The 21,056-nt window shown below is 61.7% G+C and carries 18 protein-coding genes and 4 tRNA genes; 13 read left to right on the forward strand and 9 right to left on the reverse strand.

The features are described 5' to 3' along the window. The first annotated feature begins 147 nt into the window (after positions 1 to 147). The 10 genes from accD to NVB75_RS30580 all read left to right on the forward strand — a co-directional run bounded on the left by accD (position 148) and on the right by NVB75_RS30580 (position 8,057). A complete protein-coding gene (accD, locus tag NVB75_RS30535; protein WP_003212675.1) occupies positions 148 to 1,068 on the forward strand; it encodes an acetyl-CoA carboxylase, carboxyltransferase subunit beta in 921 nt (306 codons plus the stop codon). Beyond that, positions 1,065 to 2,372: a bifunctional tetrahydrofolate synthase/dihydrofolate synthase gene (gene folC / locus NVB75_RS30540; protein WP_258344690.1), complete on the forward strand. Its 1,308-nt coding sequence runs from the start codon at positions 1,065 to 1,067 to the stop codon at positions 2,370 to 2,372. Before accD ends, folC begins: the two co-directional genes overlap by 4 nt. Next, a complete protein-coding gene (locus tag NVB75_RS30545; protein WP_258344691.1) occupies positions 2,356 to 3,021 on the forward strand; it encodes an SPOR domain-containing protein in 666 nt (221 codons plus the stop codon). The genes folC and NVB75_RS30545 overlap by 17 nt, the downstream gene beginning before the upstream one ends. Before the next feature lie 260 nt (positions 3,022 to 3,281). Continuing rightward, a complete protein-coding gene (locus tag NVB75_RS30550; protein ID WP_003212681.1) occupies positions 3,282 to 3,839 on the forward strand; it encodes a CvpA family protein in 558 nt (185 codons plus the stop codon). A gap of 41 nt (positions 3,840 to 3,880) precedes the next feature. Continuing rightward, positions 3,881 to 5,386, forward strand: a complete 1,506-nt coding sequence (gene purF / locus NVB75_RS30555; RefSeq protein WP_017478807.1) for an amidophosphoribosyltransferase — start codon at positions 3,881 to 3,883, stop codon at positions 5,384 to 5,386. Positions 5,387 to 5,572: 186 nt separating this feature from the next. Further along, positions 5,573 to 6,784: an O-succinylhomoserine sulfhydrylase gene (locus NVB75_RS30560; protein WP_258344692.1), complete on the forward strand. Its 1,212-nt coding sequence runs from the start codon at positions 5,573 to 5,575 to the stop codon at positions 6,782 to 6,784. An 11-nt stretch (positions 6,785 to 6,795) separates the two neighbouring features. Beyond that, on the forward strand, positions 6,796 to 7,560 hold the full coding sequence (locus NVB75_RS30565) for an SDR family oxidoreductase (protein ID WP_083676665.1): 765 nt from the start codon (positions 6,796 to 6,798) through the stop codon (positions 7,558 to 7,560). A 107-nt stretch (positions 7,561 to 7,667) separates the two neighbouring features. After that, positions 7,668 to 7,743, forward strand: a tRNA-Val gene (locus NVB75_RS30570). A 55-nt stretch (positions 7,744 to 7,798) separates the two neighbouring features. Then, a tRNA-Asp gene (locus tag NVB75_RS30575) sits at positions 7,799 to 7,875 on the forward strand. Between the two features lie 105 nt (positions 7,876 to 7,980). Beyond that, positions 7,981 to 8,057 (forward strand) — tRNA-Asp (locus NVB75_RS30580). Positions 8,058 to 8,219: 162 nt separating this feature from the next. On the opposite strand, the gene NVB75_RS30585 is transcribed toward NVB75_RS30580, so the two are convergent. Further along, entirely contained in the window at positions 8,220 to 9,503 is a 1,284-nt protein-coding gene (locus tag NVB75_RS30585; RefSeq protein WP_017478810.1) for an FAD-binding oxidoreductase, read from the reverse strand. Between the two features lie 184 nt (positions 9,504 to 9,687). On the opposite strand from NVB75_RS30585, the gene NVB75_RS30590 reads away from it, so the two are divergent. After that, positions 9,688 to 9,764, forward strand: a tRNA-Val gene (locus NVB75_RS30590). Between the two features lie 106 nt (positions 9,765 to 9,870). Here NVB75_RS30590 and NVB75_RS30595 read toward each other — a convergent pair. The 3 genes from NVB75_RS30595 to NVB75_RS30605 all read right to left on the reverse strand — a co-directional run bounded on the left by NVB75_RS30595 (position 9,871) and on the right by NVB75_RS30605 (position 12,296). After that, on the reverse strand, positions 9,871 to 10,413 hold the full coding sequence (locus tag NVB75_RS30595; protein WP_258344693.1) for a GNAT family N-acetyltransferase: 543 nt from the start codon (positions 10,411 to 10,413) through the stop codon (positions 9,871 to 9,873). A gap of 199 nt (positions 10,414 to 10,612) precedes the next feature. After that, on the reverse strand, positions 10,613 to 11,716 hold the full coding sequence (locus NVB75_RS30600; protein WP_258348792.1) for a carboxylesterase: 1,104 nt from the start codon (positions 11,714 to 11,716) through the stop codon (positions 10,613 to 10,615). A 244-nt stretch (positions 11,717 to 11,960) separates the two neighbouring features. Further along, positions 11,961 to 12,296 (reverse strand): helix-turn-helix transcriptional regulator, encoded by a 336-nt coding sequence (locus NVB75_RS30605; RefSeq protein WP_258348794.1) that lies wholly within the window; start codon positions 12,294 to 12,296, stop codon positions 11,961 to 11,963. Between the two features lie 58 nt (positions 12,297 to 12,354). Here NVB75_RS30605 and NVB75_RS30610 point away from each other — a divergent pair, with 58 nt between their 5' ends. Then, on the forward strand, positions 12,355 to 13,446 hold the full coding sequence (locus tag NVB75_RS30610) for an NADH:flavin oxidoreductase/NADH oxidase (RefSeq protein ID WP_258344694.1): 1,092 nt from the start codon (positions 12,355 to 12,357) through the stop codon (positions 13,444 to 13,446). 45 nt (positions 13,447 to 13,491) lie between these two features. Here the strand turns inward: NVB75_RS30610 and NVB75_RS30615 are convergent, their stop codons facing one another. The 5 genes from NVB75_RS30615 to NVB75_RS30635 form a co-directional block, all read right to left on the reverse strand. After that, on the reverse strand, positions 13,492 to 14,751 hold the full coding sequence (locus NVB75_RS30615) for an FAD-binding oxidoreductase (protein WP_258344695.1): 1,260 nt from the start codon (positions 14,749 to 14,751) through the stop codon (positions 13,492 to 13,494). 3 nt (positions 14,752 to 14,754) lie between these two features. Further along, positions 14,755 to 16,326 carry an aldehyde dehydrogenase (NADP(+)) gene (locus NVB75_RS30620; RefSeq protein WP_258344696.1) on the reverse strand — a complete coding sequence of 524 codons (1,572 nt, stop codon included), beginning with the start codon at positions 16,324 to 16,326 and terminating at the stop codon, positions 14,755 to 14,757. Positions 16,327 to 16,504: 178 nt separating this feature from the next. Next, positions 16,505 to 17,452, reverse strand: coding sequence for a dihydrodipicolinate synthase family protein (locus tag NVB75_RS30625; protein ID WP_258344697.1), 948 nt, complete (start codon positions 17,450 to 17,452; stop codon positions 16,505 to 16,507). A 38-nt stretch (positions 17,453 to 17,490) separates the two neighbouring features. After that, positions 17,491 to 18,417, reverse strand: coding sequence for a 4-hydroxyproline epimerase (locus NVB75_RS30630; protein ID WP_258344698.1), 927 nt, complete (start codon positions 18,415 to 18,417; stop codon positions 17,491 to 17,493). Between the two features lie 30 nt (positions 18,418 to 18,447). Next, entirely contained in the window at positions 18,448 to 20,064 is a 1,617-nt protein-coding gene (locus NVB75_RS30635; protein WP_258344699.1) for an APC family permease, read from the reverse strand. A 211-nt stretch (positions 20,065 to 20,275) separates the two neighbouring features. Between NVB75_RS30635 and NVB75_RS30640 the strand changes: the two genes are divergently transcribed. Further along, positions 20,276 to 21,052, forward strand: a complete 777-nt coding sequence (locus NVB75_RS30640) for an AraC family transcriptional regulator (RefSeq protein WP_258344700.1) — start codon at positions 20,276 to 20,278, stop codon at positions 21,050 to 21,052. Positions 21,053 to 21,056: the final 4 nt, after the last annotated feature.

A 21,056-nucleotide genomic window follows, 5' to 3' on the forward strand; every position in this document is an offset into this window, starting at 1 on the left:
CAGGTTGTCTGGAAGGCTGAGGGCACAGGCAGGAAATGGCAGGTCGAACGTCTGACCCCGTCCAGTGTGTGTCATCGCCACATATGAATTTAGCTCAAGGGCATACGCGGGGCTGTGTTCAAGCCACCGGTACTGGAGAAAGAAAGCATGAGCAACTGGTTAGTAGACAAACTGATCCCCTCGATCATGCGTTCCGAGGTGAAGAAAAGCTCGGTTCCTGAAGGTCTTTGGCACAAGTGCCCATCCTGCGACGCGGTGTTGTACCGCCCGGAGCTGGAAAAGACCCTGGACGTTTGCCCCAAGTGCAACCACCACATGCGTATCGGCGCCCGCGCCCGCATTGATATCTTCCTCGACGCTGATGGTCGCTCCGAACTGGGCGCTGACCTGGAGCCGGTTGACCGTCTGAAGTTCCGCGACGGCAAGAAGTACAAGGACCGCCTGACCGCTGCGCAGAAGCAGACCGGTGAGAAGGACGCGCTGATTTCCGTCAGCGGCAAGCTGCTGGGCATGCCAGTAGTGGTTTCCGCCTTCGAATTCTCCTTCATGGGTGGTTCCATGGGCGCCATCGTCGGTGAGCGTTTTGTACGTGCCGCCAACTACGCCCTGGAAAACCGCTGCCCGATGATCTGCTTCGCAGCCTCCGGCGGCGCGCGCATGCAGGAAGCGCTGATCTCCCTGATGCAAATGGCCAAGACCTCCGCGGTATTGGCGCGTCTGCGCGAAGAGGGTATTCCGTTCATCTCCGTGTTGACCGACCCGGTCTACGGCGGCGTTTCCGCCAGCCTGGCGATGTTGGGTGACGTGATCGTCGGTGAGCCTAAGGCGCTGATCGGTTTCGCCGGCCCGCGTGTTATCGAGCAAACCGTTCGCGAAAAGCTGCCGGAAGGTTTCCAGCGCAGCGAGTTCCTGCTGGAACACGGCGCGATCGACCTGATCATTCCCCGTGGCGAACTGCGCCCACGCCTGGGTAGCCTGCTGGCCCAGATGATGGGCCTGCCGACACCTGTGTACGTCGCCCCTAAAATTGAGCCGATCGTCGTGCCGCCGGTGCCTGCAAACATATGACCCAACGTACCCTGGGCGAATGGCTCGCCTACCTTGAGCAGTTGCATCCGTCAGCCATCGACATGGGCCTGGAGCGCTCGCAACAGGTAGCGGCCCGCCTCGGGTTGGGTCGGCCGGCGCCGCGCGTGATCACGGTGACCGGTACCAACGGCAAGGGTTCTACCTGCGCTTTTGTCGCGGCCTTGCTGCAAGCCCAGGGCCTGAAGGTCGGCGTGTACAGCTCGCCGCACCTGCTGCGCTACAACGAGCGGGTGCAACTCAATGGCGTCGAAGCCACTGATGAGCAGCTCTGCGAAGCCTTCGCCGCACTCGATACCGGGCGTGGCGAGATTTCCCTGACTTATTTCGAGATGGGCACCCTGGCGGCGTTCTGGCTGTTCGAGCGTGCGCAACTCGATGTGGTGGTGCTGGAAGTCGGCCTGGGCGGGCGCCTGGACACGGTCAACGTGGTAGATGCCGACCTGGCGCTGATCACCAGTATTGGTGTCGACCATGTGGACTATCTGGGTAGCACCCGTGAGTCCGTGGCCTATGAAAAGGCCGGGATTTTCCGCCAGGGCAAGCCTGCACTGTGCGGCGACCTGGATCCGCCGCATACCTTGCTGGACAAGGTGCGCGAGCTGGATTGCCCATTCTTCCTGCGTGGGCGTGATTTCAATCTCGAGATTGGCGACCTGCATTGGCAATGGCGCGGGCTCGATGCGCGCGGGCAAACTGTTGAATTGCACGACCTGCCGCTGCTGAACCTGCCGATGGAAAACGCCGCGCTCGCACTGCAAGCCTATTTGTTGCTGGATCTGCCCTGGCATGCCGAGCAGATTGCCGCTACGTTGCAGGCGACTCGCGTGGTGGGGCGCCTTGATCGACGCAGCTTCAATTGGAAGGGCAAACGCCTGAACCTGCTGCTGGATGTGGGGCATAACCCTCACGCCGCCGAGTATCTGGCCAAGCGCCTGGCACGCACGCCGCCCGTCGGTCGCCGCCTCGCGGTGTTCGGGTTGCTGTCCGACAAGGACCTGGACGGTGTGGTTGCGCCATTGCTGGGCGACGTCCAGGCTTGGGCGGTTGCACCGCTGGATACGTCCCGCAGTCGTCCCGCTGTCGAGTTGCAGGTTGCGTTGCAGAACCTTGGCGCGTCGGTGACGTCCCATGCAAGCGTGACGGCCGCCCTGGAAGCCCAGTGCGCGGTTGCGACGCCTGAGGATGAGATTCTGTTGTTCGGATCATTTTATTGTGTTGCCGAGGCACTCGAGTGGTTGGCCCGGCGCTCCACGGAGGAAGCTGCACATGGCATTACTGGATAGCGCATACAAGCAGCGAATGGTTGGGGCCCTGGTTCTGGTGGCGTTGGCGGTGATTTTTCTGCCGATGCTGTTTTCCCGTCAGGACGAGCAACGCCAGGTGACCGTCGAGGCCCCGGCTGCGCCCCAGGCGCCCGCGGTGCCTCAGGTTCAGGTTGAGCCGGTGGTGGTTCCCGAGCCGCAGGCGCTGCCGGAAGAAGAGCCGGTGCCGACCGATGACGAAGTGGCTGCACAGCAGCAAGCGCCGTCGATGCCGATTCAGCCGAGCGTGCCGGTGGTGAAGCCTGCACCTGCTGCTCCGGCAGTCGCGGCCAAGCCTGCTGCGCCAGCGCCGGCGCCAAAACCTGTGGTGCCGCAACCGGCTGCACCGGGCAAACCGGACGTGGGTCAAAGCCGCATTGATCCGAATGGCTTGCCGATCAGCTGGTCGATCCAGCTGGCCAGCCTGGCCAATCGCGAAAGCGCCGAAGCCTTGCAGAAAACCCTGCGCAGCCAGGGTTACAACGCCTACATCCGCAGTGCCGACGGCAAGAACCGGGTATTTGTCGGACCGCTGATCGAGCGCGCCGAGGCGGATCGCCTGCGTGACTCGCTGGATCGCCAGCAAAAACTCAAGGGTTTTGTGGTTCGCTTCCAGCCCGAAAAAGGCTAAGGCTGCAAGCATTCAAGCTGGAATGCGGTCAATGTGGGAGCGGGCTTGCTCGCGAAGGCGGTGTATCAGTCAGCAGATTTATTGGCTGGCCCACCGCCTTCGCGAGCAAGCCCGCTCCCACAGGTGTTTTGGGTGTGCCGCGACAGGCCGGTTTCCATTCCCCTATAACTCATTGATTTCAAATGCACAGCCAATCACAGCTTACCGATAGCCCGACGCTCTGCTAAAATGCGCCGCCTCATATGTCTGTAGGCTGAACTGTGCCATTTACCTGGGTTGATTGGGCGATCGTTGCAATCGTCGCCATCTCCGCTTTGATCAGTCTGAGCCGCGGCTTCGTTAAAGAAGCATTGTCGCTGCTGACATGGATCATCGCAGGGGTTGTAGCCTGGATGTTCGGCGGTTCATTGTCCGTCTACCTGGCCGGATACATCGAAACACCTTCGGCTCGCGTCATCGCGGGCTGCGCCATCATGTTCATCGCCACATTGTTGGTGGGGGCAATGGTCAATTATCTTATCGGCGAATTGATACGCGTCACCGGCCTCTCCGGGACCGATCGATTTCTCGGCATGGCCTTCGGCGCCGCGCGTGGCGGCTTGCTGGTGGTCGTGGCGGTCGGGCTGTTGAGCCTGGGGCCGGTACAGCAGGATTCGTGGTGGCAGGAGTCTGTACTCGTGCCAAAATTTCTATTGGTTGCAGATTGGTCCAAAAACCTGATTTTGGGGTGGAGCAGTCAGTGGCTGGCCAGCGGGATCAGCGTACCCGCTGATCTTCCGTTCAAGGAACACCTCTTGCCGGCCAAAACGCCTCAGTAAGTTGTGTTCAGTCAAGATTCATTAAGTAGGGGTTGCGTCGCATGTGTGGCATCGTCGGTATCGTCGGTAAGTCGAACGTGAATCAGGCGCTGTATGACGCGCTAACCGTCCTCCAGCACCGCGGCCAGGATGCTGCCGGTATTGTGACCAGCCACGACGGCCGGTTATTTCTGCGCAAGGACAATGGTCTGGTGCGCGACGTGTTCCATCAGCGCCACATGCAGCGCCTGGTCGGGCACATGGGCATTGGCCACGTGCGCTACCCGACAGCGGGCAGCTCGACCTCGGCCGAAGCCCAGCCGTTCTACGTCAACTCGCCGTATGGCATCACCCTGGCGCACAACGGCAACCTGACCAACGTTGAACAACTGGCCAAGGAGATTTACGAATCTGACCTGCGCCACGTCAACACCAACTCGGACTCCGAAGTCCTGCTGAACGTGTTCGCCCACGAGCTGGCCCAGCGCGGCAAGCTGCAGCCGACCGAAGAGGACGTGTTCGCTGCCGTGACTGACGTGCACAACCGTTGCGTCGGTGGTTATGCCGTCGTAGCGATGGTGACCGGCTACGGCATCGTCGGTTTCCGCGACCCCCACGGCATCCGTCCGATCGTGTTCGGCCAGCGTCACACCGACGAAGGCGTCGAGTACATGATCGCTTCCGAAAGCGTGTCCCTGGACGTGCTGGGCTTCACCCTGATCCGCGACCTGGCGCCAGGCGAAGCGGTCTACATCACTGAAGACGGCAAGCTGCACACCCGTCAGTGCGCACTGAACCCGAAACTCACCCCGTGCATCTTCGAACACGTCTACCTGGCGCGTCCGGATTCGATCATCGACGGTGTTTCGGTGTACAAGGCGCGTCTGCGCATGGGTGAGAAGCTGGCAGACAAGATCCTGCGCGAGCGTCCTGACCATGACATCGACGTGGTTATCCCGATTCCGGACACCAGCCGCACCGCAGCGCTGGAGCTGGCGAATCACCTGGGCGTGAAATTCCGCGAAGGCTTCGTCAAGAACCGTTACATCGGTCGTACCTTCATCATGCCCGGCCAGGCCGCTCGCAAGAAGTCGGTGCGTCAGAAGCTCAACGCGATCGAGCTGGAATTCCGCGGCAAGAACGTAATGCTGGTGGATGACTCCATCGTACGCGGCACCACCTGCAAGCAGATCATCCAGATGGCTCGCGAAGCCGGGGCGAAGAACGTTTACTTCTGTTCCGCCGCGCCTGCCGTGCGTTACCCGAACGTGTACGGCATCGACATGCCTAGCGCCCACGAACTGATCGCCCACAACCGTTCGACCCAGGACGTTGCGGACCTGATCGGCGCCGACTGGCTGATCTACCAGGACCTGCCGGACCTGATCGAAGCTGTTGGTGGTGGCAAGATCAAGATCGATGAGTTCGATTGCGCAGTGTTCGACGGCAAGTACGTCACCGGCGATGTCGACGAGGCCTACCTGAACAAGATCGAGCAGGCGCGCAATGACTCCTCGAAGATCAAGACCCAGGCGGTCAGCGCGATCATCGACCTGTACAACAACTGAGTAGACACCGGCCCTGATAAGGGTGGCTGACAATGTAGGAGCGAGCTTGCTCACGAAGGTCGTCAACGATAACGCGGGCATGCTGAATGAGCGCGTTATCCTTGATCTCTTCGCGAGCAAGCTCGCTCCTACGGGTTATCCCTGGGGCGTTTGAATCGTTAAAGCATTCGAGTTGAGGAGTAGAGCATGAGTCAGGAATGGGATGCCGGTCGCTTGGACAGCGACCTCGATGGCGTAGCTTTCGATACCCTGGCTGTGCGCGCCGGCCAGCACCGCACCCCGGAAGGTGAGCACGGTGACCCGATGTTCTTTACCTCCAGCTACGTGTTCCGCACCGCCGCCGACGCCGCTGCGCGTTTTGCCGGCGAAGTGCCGGGCAACGTGTATTCGCGCTACACCAACCCGACCGTGCGTGCGTTCGAAGAGCGTATCGCCGCGCTGGAAGGTGCCGAACAAGCCGTTGCCACCGCCACTGGCATGGCCGCGATTCTCGCGGTGGTCATGAGCCTGTGCAGCGCCGGCGACCACGTCCTGGTGTCGCGCAGCGTATTTGGTTCGACCATTAGTCTGTTCGAGAAGTACTTCAAGCGCTTTGGCATTGAAGTCGACTACGTGCCGCTGGCGGACTTGTCCGGCTGGGACGCGGCCATCAAGGCCAACACCAAATTGCTGTTTGTCGAGTCGCCGTCCAATCCGTTGGCCGAGCTGGTAGACATCGCCGCATTGTCCGAAGTGGCCCACGCCAAGGGCGCGATGCTGATCGTCGACAACTGCTTCTGCACCCCGGCGCTGCAACAGCCGCTGAAGCTGGGCGCGGACATTGTCGTGCATTCGGCTACCAAGTTCATCGACGGCCAGGGTCGTTGCATGGGCGGTGTGGTTGCCGGCCGTAGCGAGCAGATGAAGGAAGTGGTGGGCTTCTTGCGCACCGCCGGGCCGACCCTGAGTCCGTTCAATGCCTGGATCTTCCTCAAAGGCCTGGAAACCCTCAGCCTGCGGATGAAGGCCCATTGCGCCAACGCTCAGGCCCTGGCCGAGTGGCTGGAGCAGCAGGACGGCATCGAGAAAGTCCACTACACCGGCCTCAAGAGCCACCCGCAACACGCGTTGGCCCAGCGCCAGCAGCGAGGTTTTGGCGCGGTGGTGAGTTTCGAAGTCAAGGGCGGCAAAGAGGGCGCGTGGCGCTTTATCGATGCAACCCGCCTGATTTCCATCACCGCCAACCTCGGTGACAGCAAGACCACCATCACGCACCCAAGCACCACCTCCCACGGGCGTCTGGCGCCGCAGGAGCGAGAAGCGGCCGGGATCCGCGACAGCCTGATCCGCATTGCCGTGGGCCTGGAAGACGTTGCTGACTTGCAGGCCGACCTGGCCCGTGGGTTGGCTGCCCTGTGATCGAGTGGTCCATGGAAGCGGCGGGCGCCAGTAACGGGCGCGTCGCATTGGTGACCGGCGCGGCGCGGGGCATCGGCCTGGGCATTGCCGCCTGGCTGATCAGTGAAGGCTGGCAGGTGGTGCTCACGGATCTTGATCGTGAGCGCGGTTCCAAGGTGTCCAAGGTGCTGGGCGACAACGCCTGGTTCATCACCATGGACGTGGCGGATGAGCGACAGGTCGCCCTGGGCGTGGCCGAGGTGCTTGGCCAGTTCGGGCGCCTGGATGCGCTGGTGTGCAATGCGGCGGTGGCAGATCCACGCAACATCACCCTGGAAAGTCTCGACCTGGCTTACTGGAACCGCGTAATGGCGGTGAACCTCAGTGGGCCGATGCTGTTGGCCAAGCACTGTGCGCCGTACCTGCGAGCCCACGGTGGTGCCATCGTTAACCTGGCGTCGACCCGGGCCCGTCAGTCGGAGCCGGATACTGAGGCTTACGCGGCGAGCAAGGGCGGTTTGCTGGCCCTGACCCATGCGCTGGCCATGAGCCTTGGGCCGGAAGTGCGGGTCAATGCCGTCAGCCCGGGCTGGATCGATGCCCGGGACCCGGCTGCACGCCGTGCCGAGCCGCTGACGGATGCCGATCACGCCCAGCACCCGGCGGGCAGGGTGGGTACGGTGGAAGACGTGGCGGCCATGGTGGCGTGGTTGCTGTCGCGCAATGCCGGGTTTGTGACCGGGCAAGAGTTCGTGGTCGACGGTGGCATGAGCAAGAAGATGATTTACAGCGAGTAGGGCGGGTCGCGGTCCTGAAGCAATTTTGTCTTTTTCAGAAAAACTTCAAGCAGGCTATTGACTTAGGTCCGCTACCTGCGTAAATTTCGCGGCCTCAACGAAGCAAAGGGTGATTAGCTCAGCTGGGAGAGCATCTGCCTTACAAGCAGAGGGTCGGCGGTTCGATCCCGTCATCACCCACCACTTCTTGAGAGTTTTGCCTTCGGGCAAGACGCAACGTTAAAGGTTGCACCGACGCGCAGCGGTAGTTCAGTCGGTTAGAATACCGGCCTGTCACGCCGGGGGTCGCGGGTTCGAGTCCCGTCCGCTGCGCCATATTTTCCAGGTCTGATGTTTCAGATTTGAGATTGAACAGCCAAGGCTGATCAGTCAGATGTTTGAAGACGGTTGAAGGTGACACTTCAGCAGTCTGAGCGATACGCAGCGGTAGTTCAGTCGGTTAGAATACCGGCCTGTCACGCCGGGGGTCGCGGGTTCGAGTCCCGTCCGCTGCGCCATATCTGTTCCAGGGCCCACTGAACGCCCTGAGACGCCAAAGCAAGCCGCTGGCTTGGTTGGATCGATAGCAAAGCCCCTGGTCGAAAGACCGGGGTTTTTTGTGTCTGCGATTTGGCTCGGTGCTTGATGCGGGGCCGGCAAGCCAGCCCCGTGATCCGGGATCAGAACCCCAGCTTGTCCCGCAGCCCGTAGTACCAGGCCCCCAGCGCCGCAAACGGCGTGCGCAACAGTTGCCCGCCTGGGAACGGGTAGTGCGGCAAGTCGGCAAACGCATCAAAACGCTCAGCCTGGCCTCTCAGTGCTTCCGCCAGCACCTTGCCCGCCAAGTGGGTGTACGTCACGCCATGTCCGCTGCAGCCCTGGGAATAGTAGATGTTGTCCCCCAGACGGCCGACCTGCGGCAGGCGCGACAGGGTCAGCAGGAAATTGCCGGTCCAGGCGTAGTCGATCTTCACGTCCTTGAGCTGCGGGAACGCCTTGAGCATCTTCGGCCGGATGATCGCTTCGATATTCGCCGGGTCTCGCGCGCCATATACCACGCCGCCGCCGAAGATCAGGCGCTTGTCGCTGGTCAGCCGGTAGTAATCCAGCAAATAGTTGCAGTCCTCGACGCAGTAATCCTGTGGCAACAGCGTTTTCGCCAGCTCGTCGCCCAGTGGCGCGGTCGTGATGACTTGCGTACCACACGGCATCGACTTGGCTGCCAGCTCCGGCACCAGGTTTCCGAGATACGCATTGCCCGCGACAATAATGAACTTGGCCCTGACCTTGCCGTGGGCCGTATGCACCACCGGATTGGCACCGCGCTCAATGCGGATCGCCGCCGACTGCTCGTAGATTGTGCCGCCGAGGGACTCCACCGCCGCCGCTTCGCCCAGCGCCAGGTTCAGCGGGTGAATGTGCCCGCCGCTCATGTCCAGCAGGCCGCCTACATAGTTGTCACAGGCGACCACTTCGCGAATGCGCCGCTCATCCAGCAACTCCAGCTGAGTGTGCCCGTAGCGCTCCCACAGGCGCTTCTGCGACTCTAGGTGGCCCATGTGCTTGCTGTTCAGGGCGGCGAACACGCCGCCATCCTTCAAGTCGCACTGGATCTGATACTTGGCCACACGCTCCCGAATGATCTTGCCGCCTTCAAACGCCATCGCGCCCAGCAACTGCGCCTGCTTGGGGCCGACGCTGCGCTCGATCACATCGATATCACGGCTATAACTGTTGACGATCTGCCCACCGTTGCGGCCCGACGCGCCAAACCCCACCTTGGCGGCTTCCAGCACCGTTACGCGAAAACCGTTCTCCAGCAGGAACAACGCGCTGGAAAGCCCGGTATAGCCGGCACCAATCACGCACACATCGGTTTCGACTTCACCTTGCAACTCAGGGCGAGGAGGTACCGCATTCGCAGACGCGGCGTAATACGACTGGGGGTAGGGGGTGTTCGCCATCCTGGAACCTCTGTTTTATATTTTTTACGAGTGCGCCGATCCTACCTGAGTTGAAAATCCGCTGCCAGCCACCGGAAAAATACCGTCGTGCCGCGCACAAATAAAAAATTCGCATATTCATAGGCTTAGCTGCAAAAAAGGTGTTGACACCCCTCGGGAATTCCGTAGAATGCCGCCTCACAGCAGGCACGTAGCTCAGTTGGTTAGAGCACCACCTTGACATGGTGGGGGTCGTTGGTTCGAGTCCAATCGCGCCTACCAAACAAAATCCGCTCTGCTGGGCGGTCTAGAAGGGCTCACCGAAAGGTGGGCCCTTTTTTGTTGTCTGGTGTTTGGGTGTGTCTCTAGGAAAAGCCAGGCAAACCTCTCAGGTTCGGTCGGTATCCAGCAGGGCGTACATCTCAAAGTCCCCGGGGCTGCCACGCACCATACGGAATGACCTCAGCGTTCCTTCGTATTGATATCCGCTTTTTTTCAGGACGTTGGCCGAGCGAGGGTTCGTCACGAGAACGGTGCCTTGTACCCGGACAAAACCATATTCCAGGAATGCCCACTGAGTTATCGCAGCGCACACTGCGCTCGCAATGCCTTTGTCCCAGTAAGCAGGTGAGAGGTCATAGGCTATCTCCGCGCTTCGGTTTTTGTCGGAGATCGTGTGGAAACCGATTGTGCCGATGAGTTCGCGGTTTGCCCCATGAATGATAGCCAGGCGCCTGTTTGAAGAAAGGCGGGTCGAGTCCAGCTCGTCAAATAACGGCAAAAGGTCATTCTCGTTTTTCAGGTCCCAGCTTGTATGTTGAATGACTTCTCTTTGTGAAAGGTAGGCATACCACGCAGGTATATCTGATCGCTCCAGTTGTCGCAGGGAGATATCCAGATGGTCCACGGCAGGAGGTTTTTGAATTCGCATGTTGGCGCTGATCCTTAGCCTGAGCGGAAAGCAGTCAGGGTAACGCCGTTGCATGCCATTTATGAAGACGTACCGCCTCGGCGCTGCCTGGCTGGAATCACAGGCAAAGAAAAGCCCGCGATGGGGGCGCGGGCTTTAGAGTTTCACCAGGAGCAGGCAAACCATAGGTGTTCATCTGTGAAAGAAATGTGAAAGGGTTTCAGCGCCCAACGCTCTCACTCGCCAGAGCCAGGTTACCCAGCACCTCATCAATCAGCCCAAGCTGCCAGTTGAAGTACGGATTGAATGTCAACCGCGCGTGCATCTTGCCCGGCTCGCGATAACCCCAGTCCGAATACCACACCTCTGACCCTTGCTCGCAGGCTCGAGTGGCGTCTTCCGTCTGGCCGTTCCAGCAAAACCGCAGGCTGCCCTGTTCGCCGTAGAGCGCGTTGTCGGGTGAGAACAGCAACCCCATGTGCGAGAACTGGCTGATCCGCAGCTCCGGCAGGTAGTCGGTGCGCGCTTTTATCCGCTGTGTGTCCCAGGCGCTCTCCGGCAGTGTTCCGTACCAGGCCAAGCGGCTGTGGGGATTACTGAAGCGTTGCTGGAAGGTCTCCAGCACATAGTTCGTATCGAGCACTGAGTCGTGGGCTGCGACGGCAATGAACACCGGTTTGTCGTAGGGACGACGCTCCAGGTCCTGGCGGGCCACTCGGCTGCTGCGGTAGAACTGGGCGAAGCCATTGGTGGGGACGGTCATGTAGCGCACCAGGCTTTGTTGTGGCCGGCTTGCGTCTGGCGCCAGCAGCCACGGGCGTGCCCAGCTGATCAGCGGCGTCAGCCAGTCGTAGGTCATGCTGGACTGGAAAGCGGGGGAGAACAGCAGTAGCCCGGCGACGTCGTCGTGTTTGTAGGCGTAGTCGAGGACCAGGTTGGCACCGGTGGAGAAGCCACCGAGGTAAATCTCGCCCACTTCTGCGCGAAGTATCGCGGACTGTTCGTCCACCACCCGGCGCCAGTCTTCCATACGTACTTGCAGCATGTCGGCCGGTTGTGTGCCGTGGCCGGGAAGCAACACAGTCCTCACCAGGAAGCCGCGGGCAGCCAGTGCGCTGCCGATATCGTGGAACGACCACGGAGAGTCGCCCAGGCCGTGCACCAGAATGATCCCGCGTTTGGCTGTTCCAGCCGGGCGCCATTCCTGTGGCGCGTTCCAGTTGAGTTCGGCTTCCCTGTCGGTGCCCTGGAAGTCGCGATGCTCCCGCAGCCATTGCAAGGTATCGAGGCGATACGACTCGAACGATTTCTGGCCCAAAGGCATGGCCGATTCGGCGATGGCGCTATTGGCAAATAGAAGGGCAATGATCGCAAACGCGGCGCTTCGCAGCACCGTGTGTATGGAAAAGAAGTGGGTGTTGTTCAAGGCGGGTTCCCGGCGTCGCGTAACCGTAAAGTCATGCACGATAATCACCGGTCTGCCGCTGCTGGTAGTGCAAAACCGTCGCAAGACATTTCGCCTGAAGCGCTGGCCGGCGCAGGAAAAGGCGCCACCGCAGCGGGCCTGCTCACTGCTGGGAAAGGATCGCCTGGACCAGCCCTGGAAACCGGCTGTCCATTACATCAGTGCGCAACGAGTTCATATGGGTCGTGCCAACACTGCGGGTGTGTACAAGCCCCGCATCCCTTAACACCCGGAAGTGATGGGAGACGCTGGATTTCGGCCGTCCGCCGTCCAGCTCGCCGCAAGTGGCCTCGGTAACTCCCGCCAGGCAGCGAACGATTTCCAGTCGAACAGGGTCACTTAACGCGTAGAGCACGCGTTCGAGAATCAGGTCTTCGGCATTGGGGTGTTTGAAGGCTCGCATGGGGCGAATGATAACAGGGCTATCGCTTAACACCATAGTTCGATTAACATCGAACAATCGAAAGCTAACCTACCTTCGCTTCAGGAGACTTTTCATGGCTGCATTGTTCGAACCCTACAAGCTGAAAGACGTGACGTTGCGCAACCGGATCGCTATCCCGCCGATGTGCCAGTACATGGCTGACGACGGCATGGTCAACGACTGGCACCACGTGCACCTCGCCAGTATGGCCCGTGGCGGTGCGGGTCTGCTGGTGGTCGAGGCGACCGCTGTAGCGCCTGAAGGGCGCATCACACCTGGCTGCGCGGGGATCTGGAGCGACGCGCATGCGCAAGCCTTCGTGCCCATGGTCAACGCCATCAAGGCCGCAGGTTCGGTCCCTGGCATCCAGATTGGTCACGCCGGTCGTAAGGCCAGTTCCAATCGTCCGTGGGAAGGGGATGACCATATCCCGGCTTCCGATGCCCGGTCCTGGCAGACCATTGCACCCTCGGCCATCCCTTTTGGCGCACACCTGCCGAATGTCCCCCGCGCCATGACCCTGGAAGACATCGCACGGGTTCGCCAGGACTTCGTCGACGCTGCTCGCCGTGCCCGTGACGCCGGTTTTGAATGGATCGAACTGCATTTCGCCCACGGTTACCTGGGCCAGAGCTTTTTCTCCGAGCATTCCAACCAACGCACCGATGCCTACGGTGGCAGCTTCGATAACCGCAGCCGCTTCCTGTTGGAAACCCTTGCCGCAGTACGTGAGGTCTGGCCAGAAAACCTGCCACTGACCGCACGTTTTGGCGTGATCGAATATGACGGTCGCGACGAGCAGACCCTGACGGAATCCATCGAGCTTGCCCGGCGTTTCAAGGCCGGTGGCCTGGACTTGCTGAGCGTCAGCGTCGGTTTCTCCACGCCCGATGCCAACATTCCGTGGGGCCCGGCATTTATGGGGCCGATCGCCGAGCGTGTGCGTCGCGAGGCCGGTTTGCCGGTGACTTCTGCCTGGGGCTTTGGTACGCCGCAACTGGCTGAAGGCGCATTGCAGGCCGGGCAACTCGACCTGGTGTCGGTAGGGCGCGCCCATTTGGCCGACCCACATTGGGCCTACTTTGCGGCCAAGGAACTGGGGGTCGATAAGTCATCCTGGACCTTGCCTGCGCCTTACGCGCACTGGCTGGAACGTTATCGCTAAGTAGCGGCAACAGACGAGCGGCACCGAATTTGGGTGCCGCTCCTTTCAAAAACGACTCAGCCGATAGGGTTCCAGCGCCGGCAAGCCGTGGCTGAAAAAAACCGGCGACACCAGTTGGCCAATCAACTCCGCCGTCACCGCCGCCTGCGTCAGCCCCAGATGCTGATGCCCAAACGCAAGCAAGACTTTGCCATCGCACACCTTGTCGATAATCGGCAGCGAGTCCGGCAGGGAAGGGCGAAACCCCATCCACGGCGTCGCATCTTCAGCACTCAAATCACGACGAAACAGCCCCTGACTCAGCCGGTGCAACTGCCACGCGCGCTCCATGTTCGGCGGGCGATCGAGGCCTGCAAACTCCACGGTGCCTGCCAGGCGCAATCCTCCATCCATGGGCGTCATGATGAACTTGCGCTCCAGTGACGTGACGGCGAACGGTAGCCGCCCATGCTCATTGGGCAGCATCAAGTGATAACCGCGCTCTGTATCCAGCGGGACCTTTTTGCCGGTCAGTTCGGCGGTCAATTTGGCCGAATGCGCACCGCAGGCGATCAACACCTGACGCGCCGCGACCACGCCTTGGTCAGTCCTCAATGAAACACCGTGCTCGCCCAGCTTCCCACCCAAAATCGGTTGCTTGAGAAATTGCACCCCACAGGCTTTGGCCGCTTCCACCAGTTCGCAAACCACCCGGTAAGGATCGAGAAAATGCCCGGTGCGGGGAAAGAACAACCCGCCCTGAATCCCTTCGCTGAGTTGCGGCGCCACCTCCTGTACCGCACTGGCCTGCCAGTAATCCACCGGGACTGCTTGCTGGCGCATGCGTGCCTGCAAGGCGTCGATGGCCTGACGGGAGTCGGGGCGCTCGAAGATCAGCAATGAGCCGTCTTCGCGCATCAGTGCGGTACGGTCGATACTCTCCAGCAGACGGTGCCACGCCCCCAGGCTGCTTTCATTCAGCGCACGGATCCCGGCGACGGTGCGCTGGAATGGCGCCGGGCGCAGATTCAACAGCAGCCGGGTAAACCAGGGCAGGGCGCGCGGCAGGTATTTCCAGTCCAGGCGCAGCGGGCCCATCGGGTCCAGAAGCATGGCCGGCAAGCGGCTGAGGATCGACGCATCCGCGATGGGAAACACTTGCTCGGTCGCCAGGTGACCGGCGTTGCCGAACGAGGCCCCGTGGCCAGGTTGCTGTGGGTCGATGACCACCACTCGCCGCCCCTGGCGTGCCAGTTGCAGCGCGCAGGCGACGCCGATGATTCCGGCCCCGACCACGGCGATATCTGGAATGACGTTCTCGCTCATGGCCTAGGCTTCTCTCTGACCGTCGAGCAGGCGCCGCAGCAGCAATGGATTGCCGTGTTGCAGCGCCGTCGGCAGCAGGCCATCCGGGAAGTCCTGGTAGCACACCGGCCGCAGGAATCGCAGGATCGCGGCCGTGCCCACCGAGGTGGTGCGCGAGTCTGACGTTGCCGGGAAAGGCCCGCCATGCACCATCGCATCACAGACTTCCACGCCGGTCGGCCAGCCGTTGACGAGCAGGCGACCGGCCTTGCGTTCCAAAGTCGGCAGCAGCGCGCGGGCGGTTTCCAGATCGTCGCCATCCAGATGCAAGGTGGCGGTCAACTGGCCTTCCAGGTGTTCACTGACTTGGCGGACTTCATCGGCATTGGCACATTGCACGATCAAGGAGGCGGCGCCGAATATCTCGGCCTGCAAGCTGTGGTTGGCGAGAAAATCTTGTGCGTGGGTCGCGAACAGGTGGGCCTGGCCCTGGTTCGGGCCTTGCGCCGCCAACCCTTTACCCGCGACATGAGCATGCTTGGCCAGGGCGCTGACGCCGTCGTCATAAGCCTTGAAGATTCCCGGTGTAAGCATGACCTGGGCCGCGCTGCGCTGAAGCAGATTGGCAGCGTTGTCGATGAAGTGGTCCAGCGCCTGCCCTGCAACGGCAATCACCAGCCCGGGATTGGTGCAGAACTGGCCGGCGCCTTGGGTCAGGGACGCGACAAACCCCTGGGCCAAAGCTTCACCGCGCGCTTTCAATGCGGCGGGAAACAGGTAGACCGGATTGATCGAACTCATCTCCGCATACACCGGAATTGGCTCGGGACGTGCCTGGGCCGCCTGGCACAAGGCGATGCCGCCGCTGCGCGAACCGGTGAAACCCACGGCCTTGATGCGTGGATCGCGCACCAGGGCGATGCCCACTTCGCGGCCCGAGCCGTACAACAGCGAAAACACACCGTCAGGCAGCCCACATTGCTGAACGGCCTTGGCCACCGCTCGGCCCACCAGTTCGCTGGTACCAGGATGCGCACTGTGTGCCTTCACGATCACCGGGCAACCGGCCGCCAGTGCCGAAGCGGTATCACCGCCGGCCACTGAGAATGCCAGGGGAAAATTACTCGCTCCAAAAACCGCCACTGGCCCCAGCGGCACCTGGCGTTGACGCAGGTCCGAGCGGGGCAGGGGCTGGCGATCCGGCTGAGCGGAATCAACCCGCACATCCAGCCATTCACCCGCGCGCACCGTGCGGGCAAAGGTGCGCAGTTGGTGACAGGTGCGGCCGCGCTCGCCCTGGATACGTGGGCGGGGCAGGCCGGTTTCGGCCATCGCCCGTTCAATCAACTCATCGCCCAGGGCTTCGATTTCGTTGGCGATGCTTTCAAGGAATTCGGCGCGAGCGGCCAATGGCGTTTCGCGGTAGGAATCGAAGGCGCTCCATGCCAGCGCACAGGCGTGTTCGACATGCTCGGCGGTGCCGCCGGCATAGGCAGGTTCCAGCGCAATATCGGTGGCAGGATTGATCGCCCGGATTGCCTCGCGGCTGCCTGGAATGGAGTGCTGACCAATCAGCATGGTGCCCGTCAGAGTCATGGCGTAATCCTGAGAAAGTAAAGAGAGGCAGACAAACAGAATCTCTGTAGGAGCTGTCGAGCCAGAGCGAGGCTGCGATGCAGGCACTGCGCTCTGGCAGGTACACCGCGGTGATCCCATCGCAGCCTCGCCGGGGCTCGACAGCTCCTACATTTTATTTTTGTGGCATTGAATAGTGTTAAGCGACGTTCTGCTCCGCCGACCAGTTGGCGTACCACTGGCGGAACAGCGCGTACTGGTGCTCGGCATACCGACGCTGGGCATCGCTGAGAGCATCGGTCTCGTTGAAGTGCAGGGTGTATTCCTTGTCGCCGTTGAGCACCATCAGATGCTTGTAGAACAGCACCAGGTCGCAGCCTTCGTCAAAGGACGACAACACCGCCAGTGCCGACTCCAATTCCCGCGCCTGGCGGCGTGCGGTGGCATCGCCCTTGGCGGCTTTCTTGCTCAGGGCCACCAGTTGCAAAACTTCCCGTGGCAGCGCGTTGCCGATGCCGGTGATCGCGCCGGTGGCGTTGCAGTTGACGAAACCGTGGACCACCTGGGTATCCACGCCCACCATCAGGGTCACGTCATCGTCCTTGGACGTGATGTGTTCGGCCGCGTAGCGCAGGTCTGCCGCGCCGCCGAATTCCTTGAAGCCGATCAGGTTCGGGTACTCGCGACGCAGCTCAAAGAACAGGTCGGCGCGGGTGGCGAAGCCGTAGTAAGGGCTGTTGTAGATCACCGCCGGCAGGTTCGGCGCGGCCTTGAGGATGGCCGCAAAGTGATCCTTCTGCGCCGTCGCCGAGGCGCCACGGGACAGCACACGCGGGATGACCATCAAGCCATGGGCGCCTACTTTCGCCGCATGCGCCGCGTGGGCCACCGCTTCACGGCTGTTGACCGCGCCGGTGCCGACGATGGTCGGTACGCCGGCAGCCACCAGGCGCGCCACGCCTTCCTGGCGCTCGGCTTCCGTCAGCAACGGCCAGTCGCCCATGGAGCCGCAGTACACCACCGCGCTCATGCCGATATCGATCAGCTCGCGGCCCTTGGCGACCAGGGCGTCGAAGTCCGGTTTGCGCTCGGCGGTGCACGGGGTCATCAGGGCGGGGATGCAGCCGGTGAAGATGTTGGTATTCATGGTTTCAGCTCCAGTTTGATTGAAGGGGCGGGGGCGTTTCAAATGCCCCACGCGAAGGGATCCTGTTCGTCGATCAGCAAGGTGCTGTCGGCGGTCATGTAGGCGCGGCCGGTGATGGAAGGGCGTACACGCTCGCCTTCCCATTCGTAGCTGCCTTCGAATTGGCTGCCGGTGATGCTGGCCTGCACCCACGGCTCACCGGCGGCGAGTTTGCCGTCGGCCGCCAGGCACGCCAGCTTGGCGCTGGTGCCGGTGCCGCAGGGCGAGCGGTCGTAGGCTTTGCCCGGGCACATGACGAAGTTGCGGCTGTCGGCCTGGTCGTCGTCGGCGAACAGTTCGATATGGTCGATCAGCGCGCCGTCTTCACCGTGGATGCCCTGGGCCTCCAAGGCCTTGAGCATCGCCCAGGTGTAATCGGTCAGGGCTTCGACGTTGTCCATTTGCAGCGCTTGCCCGTGCTCGGAAACCAGGAAGAACCAGTTGCCGCCCCAGGCGATATCGCCGTAGACCCGGCCATGTCCAGGCACCTCCACCGGTACCTGTTGGCGATAGCGGTAGGCGGGCACATTGCGCAATGTCACCGCGCCGTCAGCATGCAATGTGGCGCTGACCGGGCCGACCGGCGTGTCGATCTTGTGCACCCCCGGTGCGATCCGCCCCAGGTGATGCAGCGAGGCAACCAGGCCGATGGTGCCGTGGCCGCACATGCCGAGGTAGCCGGCGTTGTTGAAGAAAATCACGCCGCAGGTGGCATCGGCCGAGACCGGCGCGCAATACAGCGCGCCCACCAGTACATCGTTGCCACGGGGCTCCAGCAGGCACGCCCTGCGCCATTGGTCATGCTGAGTGCGCAGGTCGTCGAGCTTGTCGGCAATGGTCTCGCCGGCCAACTCGGGAAAACCTGTCATCACCAGGCGCGTGGGTTCGCCGCCGGTGTGGGAATCGATGATGTGAACTCGTTTCATAACAGTGTCCATTCAGGGGTTGGCTGAGGCTCAGGAAGCCAGCTGCACGCGGCCGATGTCGGGCTCAGGGGCTTCACTTTCGTCATCTTCGGTTTCCAGGCGAACCAGATGCGCCGGCACGCCAGTGGCCGCGCCCCAGTAATAAATACCCAGCGCGCAAGCGGCCACGACCACGGTGTCGAACGGATGGCTGAGGATGCCCAGGCCACCAAAGCTGCCGAGTTTCGACAGGATGATGGTCACGGCGTAGAAGCCGATCAGCCACGCAGAGGAGCGAACCTGGCGACCGAGGCTCAGGTGCAGGGTCGGCACAAAACGCCCGCACAGCAGGTACACCACGAACATCAGGATTTGCAGGCCGAGCAGCCACGACACGGTGCTCCAGCCCGACCAGTAGACGATCAACGCGGCGATGATGAACGACAGTGGGCCGAGCACACCCATCCACTTGACCCGGAACGGGCGCGGCAGGTCAGGCGCATTGCGGCGCAGTGCGGCAACCGACACCGGCGCCACGGCGTAGCTCAACACCAGTGCGGCGGACACCACGTTGATCAGCGCTTCCCACGACGGGAAGGGCAGGGTCCAGAACACCGACAAGCCAAAGGTCAGCCACAGCGCCGGGCGCGGGATACCGGACTTTTCGTCGATGCGCGTGAAGATTTTGAAGAAGGTCCCGGTTTGCGCCCAGCCGTAAATCACCCGCGGCGTGGCGTTCATGTAGATGTTGCCGCAACCGCTGGGGGAGATCACCGCGTCGGCCACCACCAGGTAAGCCAGCCAGCCCACACCCAGGGCGAGGGCGATATCGCGGTACGGCAGGGCCAGTTCCTTGGCGACGCCAGCCCAGCCGTTGGCGAGCATTTCGGTGGGAATGCCGCCGAGGAATGCGGTCTGCAACAGCACGTAGATCGCGGTGGAAAGCAGCACCGACAGGATCAGTGCAATGGGAATGGTGCGTTGCGGGTTTTTCACTTCGCTGGCCACCGAGATGATCGGCGTCAGGCCCAGGTACGCGAAAATCACCCCGCCGGCGGACACTGCCATTTCAATGCCCGACAGGCCGAACGGCGCGAAGCCCTGGGCGTGGAAATTTTCCGGTTTGAAGAAGGTGAACAGCACGCCGATCACCAGCAACGGCACGATGAACTTGAACACGCTGACCAGGTTATTGGCCATGGCGAAGGTCTTCACGCTGCGGTAATTGAGGGCGAAAAACAGCGAGAGCAGCGCAAACTGCACGAACCAGCCGAGGACGGTGGGGTTGCTGGAACCCGCCTGCGTCAACTCGGGAAACCAGGCCGCTGCGTATTGGCGCGAGGCGACCACTTCGATTGCCACCAGGCTTGAAAACGCGATCAGCGTGATAAAGCCCATCAGGTAGCCCAGCAGCGGGCCGTGGGAGTAAACCGGGTAGCGCACCACGCCACCGGCGCGGGGCAATGCCGCCCCCAGTTCGCAGTACACAATGCCCAGCAGCAACACGGCGAACCCGCCCAGCAACCAGGAAAAAATCCCCGCCGGCCCGGCGATGGCAGAGACGTGACTGGCCGCGAACAGCCAGCCCGAACCGAAGATCGCTCCCAGTCCGATAAAGGTGAGGTCGATCAATGAAAGCTGTTTCTTGAACTTGCCTTGGGCTGACATGGCGGCGCCTTCTTGTGGGTTATTGGATAGGCATGCAGTGGCCATACAGTGAACCCATCACCGGCGCCGCGATTGATGTTTTGCGCAGGCTGATATGACGAAATCAGCACAGTTTCGAGCGCTCGACATGCTGGCGCCCATGGGGCAATCTGCTCGCCAGGCACCGCCCGCCGGGCGCCTGGCCTGTCCGCTGAATGCAGGAGAAAGCGTCATGATGCAGAGCGCGTTCGCGACCCTTTGCCAAGGGAGCGAGACCAGCCGCCCGCACACCATCGAAGAATTACTGGCCGGCGTGGGGCTGTTGTTGCCGATGCTGGACGTGATTCCCAATGCTGCGATCTTTATCAAGGACGTGCAGGCGCGCTACGTATTGGCCAACCGCACCCTGGTGCAACGGTGCGGGTTGAAGCACTTGCAACCGCTGCTGGGGAAAACCAGCGCCGAGGTCTTTCCCGCGCAGTTGGGGCCCGGCTATACCGAACAGGATCGACGGGTGCTGGAGCAGGGATTTGTCCTGGAAGACCAGTTGGAGTTGCACCTCTACGGCACCCGCGAGCCGGGTTGGTGCCTGACCCACAAATGGCCGCTGTACAGCCGCGACGGTGCGATCATCGGCCTGGCGGGCATCTCGGTCGACCTGCAAACCGCCAGTGAAACCCACCCGGCCTATCAACGGCTGGCGGCGGTGGACGAGCACATCCGGGCGCATTTCAATCGGCGTGTCACCCTGGGTGAATTGACGCGGATTGCCGGGATTTCAGTGGCGCAACTGGAGCGCTACTGCAAGCGCGTGTTCCACCTCACGCCGCGTCAGATGATCCAGAAGGTGCGCCTTGAGCATGCGCACCGACTGCTGCATACCGAGCTGCCGATCACTGAGGTCGCGTTGCAGTGTGGGTATACCGACCACAGCGCGTTTACCCGGCAGTTCAAGGCGTTGACCGGGTTTACGCCGCGCCAGTATCGTCAGGCGACCAGTGTGCGGTGATGTC

Source organism: Pseudomonas sp. CBS, from assembly GCF_024734645.1.
Taxonomy (GTDB): domain Bacteria; phylum Pseudomonadota; class Gammaproteobacteria; order Pseudomonadales; family Pseudomonadaceae; genus Aquipseudomonas.